Origin of the sequence: Actinomadura fibrosa (assembly GCF_900659615.1) — a bacterium.
In the GTDB taxonomy this organism is placed as follows: domain Bacteria; phylum Actinomycetota; class Actinomycetes; order Streptosporangiales; family Streptosporangiaceae; genus Spirillospora; species Spirillospora fibrosa.
In genome coordinates, this window is sequence record NZ_CAACUY010000371.1 from 1 (window position 1) to 6,429 (window position 6,429).

Below are 6,429 nucleotides of genomic sequence, written 5' to 3' on the forward strand. Positions count from 1 at the left end.
GTCATGGGTTCTTTCCTTTTCTGTCGGCCGGCGGAGTGTCCACCGGTCTGGCTTGTCGAGCTGGTCCTTCGGGTCGCGGCCGGGGGCGGGCACGGCCTCCGGCGCGGACGCCGCGGACTTCGCCGTCCGCGCCGGGTCCACCCTGGACGCGCTCGGAGCCCTCGCCGAGCGCGCGGGAGCGCCCATCGTGGTGCGCGACCAGCGCGTCCATCTCGGCGCGGCGGTCGGCTCGCCCGCCGATCCGGCGCCGGTGGCGCTCGACCCGGACGCCAACCTGGTGTCGCTCAGCAGCTCGTCCGCCGAGGACACCGCCGCGCGCCCGTCCTTCCCGCCCGGCGGCGCCGCGCGCCCGGCGATCCGGACGACCGTGGACGCGGTCGTCCTCGGCCACCCCCGCTTCCGAGTGGGGCAGGTGGCCGCGACGAGCAACCTGTCCGGCGTGCCGGCCGGGCCGCTGCGGGTGACCCGCGCGGTGCACCGGTTCCTGCTGGACGGCGGCTACACCACGGAGCTGCGGCTCGTCGCGTGCGGGCCGGGCGACCGCGTCCGCGTCGCGGACGGCGCACAGGCCGTCGTGGACCGGGTCTACGACGCCGTGGCCCGCGACCGGGCCGACCATCCGTCCGTGGACGTCGGCGAGGTCACCGGCTACGCGCCCGGCGCGGACGGCCGGCACCAGGCGTCGCTGCGCTACGGGCAGGCGCCGGGCGCCGCCGTCGCCGCGCCCGCCGTGGCGAGCCCGGTCGGGACGGCCGTGGAGCTGCGCGGCAAGCCGGTCGCGTCGGCGTTCGCCTTCCACAAGACGGGCCTCGTCACGCCGGTCTACGCGGGCATGCGGGCGCTGCTCGCGCACAACCGGGGCGAGGTCAACGACGCGGTCGTCGCCGGGTTCGTGTGGGCGGACGGCCAGGAGCGCCCGCCGAACCGGCCGGGCGACCACTGGCTGGCGCTGCCCACGGAGCTGGGCGCGGACGGCCTGCCGCGCGGCAAGGGCGCCAACGACCTGACCGACGCGTCCGGGCGGCGGGTCGTGCAGGCGGCCGGGCTGCACCTGCTGGTGGGCTCCGGCGCGCTGCCGGACGTCGGCGTCCGGCCGGACCCGCCCGCGGACGACACGATCACCATCGAGCACCAGAGCGGAACGAGGATCACAGTGGACTCGCACGGCGCGATCAAGATCAGCACCTCCGGCCATCCGGTGACGCTGACGAACGGCTCGGTCAGCCTGAGCCTCGACGGCACCTCGGTGAAGGTGTCGTGATGCCCGCCGTACTGACCGAGTCGTCCGACCTGCGATGCAGCCACGGCGGGAAGATCCTGGCGAAACCGGGCAGCCGCACGCTCGTCGTGGGCAAGGCCGCCGTGCTCGTGCGCGCCGACCTGAAGGACGCGGCCGTCGCGGGCTGCCCGGTGTCGCCGTCGCCCTGCCTGACGGTCACCTCGGTGACGGCCGGCCTCGCGACCACGCTCAAGGTCGGAGAGGAGCCCGTCCTGCTGGCCACCGCGCAGGGCGTCACGAGTTCCGGCACCTGGTCGGTGGCGGACGCGGCGCAAGACAAGCTGGAGGCGACATGACGACGCCGTTCGGTGGCTCGTTCGGGCGCGGCCTGCTGCTCGACGACGGCGACCTGGTCCTGGACGGGGGCCGGCTGCGGGAGGTCGAGGGCGGCGCCAACCTCAGCCAGGCGCTGACGCTGCGGGTGCTCACCCCGTTCGGCTCCGACCCGTTCGACACCGGCTACGGGCTGGACATCGGCGCGGCCTTCACCCGCCCGAACACGGTGACCGGCGTGAAGCAGCTCGTGCAGCTCAACCTCGTCCGGACGCTGGGCGCCGACCCGCGCGTCCGCGACATCCGCCGGGTGGTCTTCGCCGACGACCCGGAACTGACCGCCGCGGACCCGGCCCTCGCGGCCGCCGCCGAGGACGCACGGCGCCGCCGCGTGCTGACCGCCCTCGTGGACCTGGACACCGTGGCGGGCGATCCGCTGACCATGACGCTGGACGTGGGGGTGTAACCGCCGTGACCGATTTCGGGGTGACCGACGAGGGCTTCGTGCTCAAACCGGTCGACCAGATCCTCGGAGAGGCGTTCGACCGGGCGCGGGCGGTGTTCGACGACGTCGACCTGACCGCCACCAGCCCGCTGCGCAAGATCCTGGAGGTGACCGCCGCCGAGGACGGCGAGCTGTGGAAGCGGATGGAGGACCTGTACTTCGGCAACTTCGTCTCCACCGCGTTCGGCGACAACCTGGACCTGCTCGGCGAGGACGTCGGGCTGGCCCGGCGGAACCTGCCGAGCAGCGGCAGCGTCCGGTTCATGCTGGGCGGGGCCGCGCAGGGCCGCACCTACACCGTCCCCGAGGGCGCGATCGTGGTGACGGCGCCGCCGGTGCGGGCGTTCGGCACGACCGCGCCGGTCGCGCTGACGGCCGGGCAGGGCTCCGCGACCGTGAAGGTGGTCGCGTTCGAGCCGGGTCCCGGCGGGGACGTGCCGGCCGCGGCGATCGTGGACATCGACCCGACCTACCGGGCGACCTTCCTGTCGGACTTCGGCGCGGCGTCCCTCACCGTGACCAATCCCGCGGCGTTCTCCGGCGGGACGGGCGAGGAGGCCGACGACTCCTACCGGGCCCGCCTCGCCGGGCTCGCCCGCAACCTGTGGACGGTGGAGTCGGTCGCGCAGGCGGCGCTCGGCGTCAGCGGCGTCCTGGACGTGGTGGTGTCCGATCCGCGCGGCGGCGTGGACGTCTCGCAGAGCTTCTTCGGCACGTTCCTGTTCGACCAGCGGACCTTCAGCTCCGACGCCCGCCGGATCGGCGAGCCGTACTTCTTCACCGTGCTGGTGGCGCACGACCTGCGCGCGCCGTGGCACACGGTCGGCGCGGTGCGGGGCGTGTCCGAGCGGGTGAGCGCGGCGGTGGACGCGGTGCGCCCGGTCGGGGTGCACGCGAACGTGGTGGAGGCCGACCACATCCAGATCGGCGTGCGCGCGACCCTGGTCGTGGAGGCCGGATCGGACGGGACGGCGCTGCTGGCCTCGATCCGGCAGCGGCTGGCCGACGCGGTCGCCACCCGGCGGCTCGGCGGGGACGTGCTGTACTCGCAGGTCGTCCGGGCGTTCGTGGAGCAGCCCGGGGTGGTGGACGTGCGCGGGCTGCACCTGCGGCGGCTGCCGCCGGCGCCGGGCCGGGTCGCCTTCGGCGGCGTGCCGCGGCAGAGCGCGGTCGCCGAGGCGGCCGTGGGCGAGAACCTGCGCATGGGGCAGAACGAGCTGGCCGTGTTCGCGTCGGGCGGGGACGCCTTCGACATCACGCTGGTGACGTCATGACCGCGCCGCTGACCAACGCCCTGCCGACGACCGCGCGGCCCGCGACCGCGCTGCCCACGATTGCGGTGCCGACGACCGCGCCGCCGCTCGCCGCGTCCCGGATGGGCGCCCGGCTGACGACGCCGTTCCAGCGCGGCGCGGACACCCTGCCGCTGGAGCTGCGGCCGGGCGCGGGCGCCACGAAGGCGACGGTCGCGCCGTACGACTTCGCCGAGCACCTCGCGCGGTTCGACCGTCCCGCCGCGCCCGCGTACGTGGTGGCGGCGACGCGGAGGCTGTCCGTCGACACGGTCGTGACGGTGACGTTCACGCAGCCGGGCGCGGCGCCGCGGACGGCGCAGGCGCGCTTCCCGGCGGGCACGCCGGCCGGGTTCTCGGCGGCCGTCCCCGTCCCGGTGTCGGACCAGGTCCGGCTGACGGCGCTGGAGGCGACGGCGGGCCCGGACGGCACCGCGGACGCGCTGTTCACGGTCACGGCGCTGCTCGGCACGACCGCCCGGCTGCTGTGGGTGATCGGCGGCGAGCGCGACCAGCTCGCCGGGCACCTCGCCGACGTCGTCGCGCAGCGCCACCTGCCCGGCGCGACGGGGCGCAGCCTCGACCTCATCGGCACCGACCTCGGCGTGCCGAGGTTCCCGCCGCTCCCGTACGGCTTCGACGCCGACACGGTGGCGCTCTACCACCTGGACGACACCGCCGGTCCCGCGCAGGACGTGACCGGCCGGTATCCCGGCCGGACCGGGCACCCCGGCACCCTCAAGGGGACGGTGCTGCCCGGCGCGCCCGGCCGGTACGGGACGGGGTTCGCGTTCGCGTCGGACGACGCGGCGGTGGAGGTCGCGATCGACCCCGCGTTCGACGTCCCCGCGTCCGGCGGCGCGACGTTCGAGTGCTTCGTGCGGCCCGACCCGTCCGGGAAGGACGGCCAGATCCTCTTCAAGCATCCGGCACCGGGCGGGACCGGGGCGGGCTGGACGCTGTCGGTCGGCGACTTCGGCCGCGGCGTGGCCCGCAACGTGCGGCTCGCGGTGTCCGACGGGACGCTGCCGCCGGTCACGCTGCACGCCGACACCGGCCTGCCCACCGACGCGTTCACGCACGTCGCCGGGGTCCTGGACGGGACGGCGAAGACGCTGACCCTGTTCCTGGACGGCGTGCCGCGCGCCACGGCTCCGACCGGGAACCTGGGCGCGGTCCGCAACACCGCGCCGCTGCGGATCGGGCCGGGCGGCAGCGGCTTCCGCGGGATCATCGACGAGGTGCGGGTCTCCGCCGTCGCCCGGCCGGACTTCGCGCCCGTCCTGGGCGAGGCGGACGAGCACTACCGGCGGCGGCTGCGCGTGTTCCGGCGCTGGGAGCTGCCGACCCCCGCGAACCTGACCGCGATGCTGAACGAGCTCGTCGGCAGGATCGGCGGGCTCGACGACCCGCTGGTGGTGGACGACGCGAACGCCCCGCTCGTGCGCGGCACCCGGCTCGTCCGCGTCCGCCCGGCGACCGTCGCGGCGGCCTCGCGGAGCCGTCCGAGGCGGGGCCGCGCCGGGCCGCCGTCTTCGTCCGCCGGACGCGGTTCCATCAGCGCCACCGCCTGCGCCACCACGCCGACGCCGTCCGCGACGACGTGGTGCATGAGGAACACGACGGTCGTGCGTCCGGGCGCCGCGCCGCGCACGAGGAACATCCGCCACAGCGGACGGTCGCGGGGCAGCGGCGCCGACTGGATCCCGGCGATCAGGTCGCGGAGCCCGCCCATGCCGTCCACGTCCCGCTCGACGACGTGCCACGACCAGTCGATCTCCGGGTGGTCGCGCCAGACCGGGCGCCGCCGGTCGGGAGCGCTCAGCCGCTGCCGGAACCGCGGCAGCCGGTCGAGCCGCTCGCCGACCACCCGGACGAGGTCCGCGCGCTCCACCGCGTCCCGCGAGGTGTCGAGCATGATGACGCCGCCCGCGTGCTGCGGCGCGTCGGCGGTCTCCACCGCGAGGAAGAACGCGTCGGGCGCCCGCACCCGGACCGCCCCGGCGGGCGGCGTGGTGCGCTCGGCGACGAACACCGCGGCGGCGACCAGCGGCACCGCCGCGACCGCGTCCAGCAGGTAGTGGTTCGCGGTGGCCATGATGACGTAGCCGGTCACGACGACGTGCGCGGCGTTCAGCCCCTGCACCCACCGCCGCGCCGAGACGCGCGCCAGCTCCACGCCCACCCACAGCGTCCAGGCCATGTGCAGCGACGGGACGGCCGCGTACCGGTCGGCGTGCTCGACCATCGGCGACCCCCACGACCCCCAGGTGCGCCCCAGCCGGACCGTGTCGACGAACCCGAGGTCCGCCATGAACCGGGGCGGCATCACCGGGAACAGCGCGAAGCAGGCGATACCGCCGAGGTTGAGCAGGACGAACGCGTTGCGGGCCGTCCGGTACCGCTCCGGATGGCGCAGGTAGAGCCAGGCGAGCAGGCCCAGCGCCGCGGCCAGGTAGGTGATCGCGTACTCGTAGTTCGCCAGGACGCGCCACACCGGCTGCCCGGCGAGCCACCCGTTCAGCGTCCGCTCGACATCGATGCCGAGGACGCGTTCGAGGTCGTAGACCAGCCGGCCGTGCTCGCGCGCGGCCCGCGCCCGCGCCTCCTCGGGGAGCATCACCACGAGGGAGTAGAGCCCGAACACCGCCAGGCCGAGCAGCAGCTCGCCGCGGAGGCGCCCCCGCACGGCGCCCCGCGGCAGGACGGACTCGGGCGCGGTCACCGCCGCGCGCGTCCCCGGCGCGCTTCCCCCACACCGGCGATCTACCCACCTTTCCGCTGGTCAGACGGTACGCGCGGGAGTGATCGGGAGGCGGCCGCGCGCACCCGCCCCCGAACCTTCGGACGAATCTCGCCAATTCGGGAACCATCTGGCGGAGCCTCGCGTCATCGATATATCGTTGTCCTATCGCGAGAGATCAAAGAGAGCTCTCAGAAGGTGGTGGAGAACATGGGATCGGCACACGCGCACGGACCCGACTGGCGCTGGGCGTTCGCGGCGGCGGCCCTCGGCGCCAAGGCCGCCCACGCGGCGTCCCGGCACGCCGGCGGGCACGGCCACGGGCCCGGCGGCCCCT

General features: G+C 75.5%; 6 protein-coding genes and 1 pseudogene. 5 read left to right on the forward strand and 2 right to left on the reverse strand.

Features of this window, described 5'->3' with window-relative positions; genetic code table 11:
• Nucleotides 1–52: 52 nt before the first annotated feature.
• From E1300_RS46355 to E1300_RS46370, 4 genes are read left to right on the forward strand one after another with little or no spacing between them, the layout of a single operon-like run.
• A complete protein-coding gene (locus E1300_RS46355) occupies nucleotides 53–1,261 on the forward strand; it encodes a hypothetical protein (protein WP_131763638.1) in 1,209 nt (402 codons plus the stop codon).
• Nucleotides 1,261–1,575 carry a hypothetical protein gene (locus tag E1300_RS46360; RefSeq protein ID WP_131763639.1) on the forward strand — a complete coding sequence of 105 codons (315 nt, stop codon included), beginning with the start codon at nucleotides 1,261–1,263 and terminating at the stop codon, nucleotides 1,573–1,575. The genes E1300_RS46355 and E1300_RS46360 overlap by 1 nt, the downstream gene beginning before the upstream one ends.
• Entirely contained in the window at nucleotides 1,572–2,018 is a 447-nt protein-coding gene (locus E1300_RS46365) for a hypothetical protein (RefSeq protein WP_131763640.1), read from the forward strand. Before E1300_RS46360 ends, E1300_RS46365 begins: the two co-directional genes overlap by 4 nt.
• 5 nt (nucleotides 2,019–2,023) lie before the next feature.
• The gene (locus E1300_RS46370; RefSeq protein WP_131763641.1) at nucleotides 2,024–3,331 is read left to right on the forward strand and encodes a baseplate J/gp47 family protein; all 1,308 of its coding nucleotides are present in this window, start codon (nucleotides 2,024–2,026) and stop codon (nucleotides 3,329–3,331) included.
• Here E1300_RS46370 and E1300_RS50955 read toward each other — a convergent pair.
• Complete coding sequence (locus E1300_RS50955; RefSeq protein ID WP_165503307.1) at nucleotides 3,312–3,998, reverse strand: hypothetical protein; 687 nt, start codon at nucleotides 3,996–3,998, stop codon at nucleotides 3,312–3,314. The two genes, E1300_RS46370 and E1300_RS50955, sit on opposite strands and share 20 nt — an antisense overlap.
• A 229-nt stretch (nucleotides 3,999–4,227) precedes the next feature.
• Between E1300_RS50955 and E1300_RS54110 the strand changes: the two are divergent.
• Nucleotides 4,228–4,551 (forward strand): annotated as a pseudogene (locus E1300_RS54110) (LamG-like jellyroll fold domain-containing protein); the annotation flags it as partial.
• Between the two features lie 101 nt (nucleotides 4,552–4,652).
• On the opposite strand, the gene E1300_RS46380 reads toward E1300_RS54110, so the two are convergent.
• Complete coding sequence (locus tag E1300_RS46380; RefSeq protein ID WP_207400381.1) at nucleotides 4,653–6,074, reverse strand: bifunctional phosphatase PAP2/O-acyltransferase family protein; 1,422 nt, start codon at nucleotides 6,072–6,074, stop codon at nucleotides 4,653–4,655.
• Nucleotides 6,075–6,429: the final 355 nt, after the last annotated feature.

What these genes read in the sequence shown, in the direction of transcription:
- E1300_RS46360 (WP_131763639.1), top strand. Translation starts at nt 1,261, where the DNA reads ATGCCCGCCGTACTGACCGAGTCGTCCGACCTGCGATGCAGCCACGGC.
- E1300_RS46365 (WP_131763640.1), top strand. Translation starts at nt 1,572, where the DNA reads ATGACGACGCCGTTCGGTGGCTCGTTCGGGCGCGGCCTGCTGCTCGAC.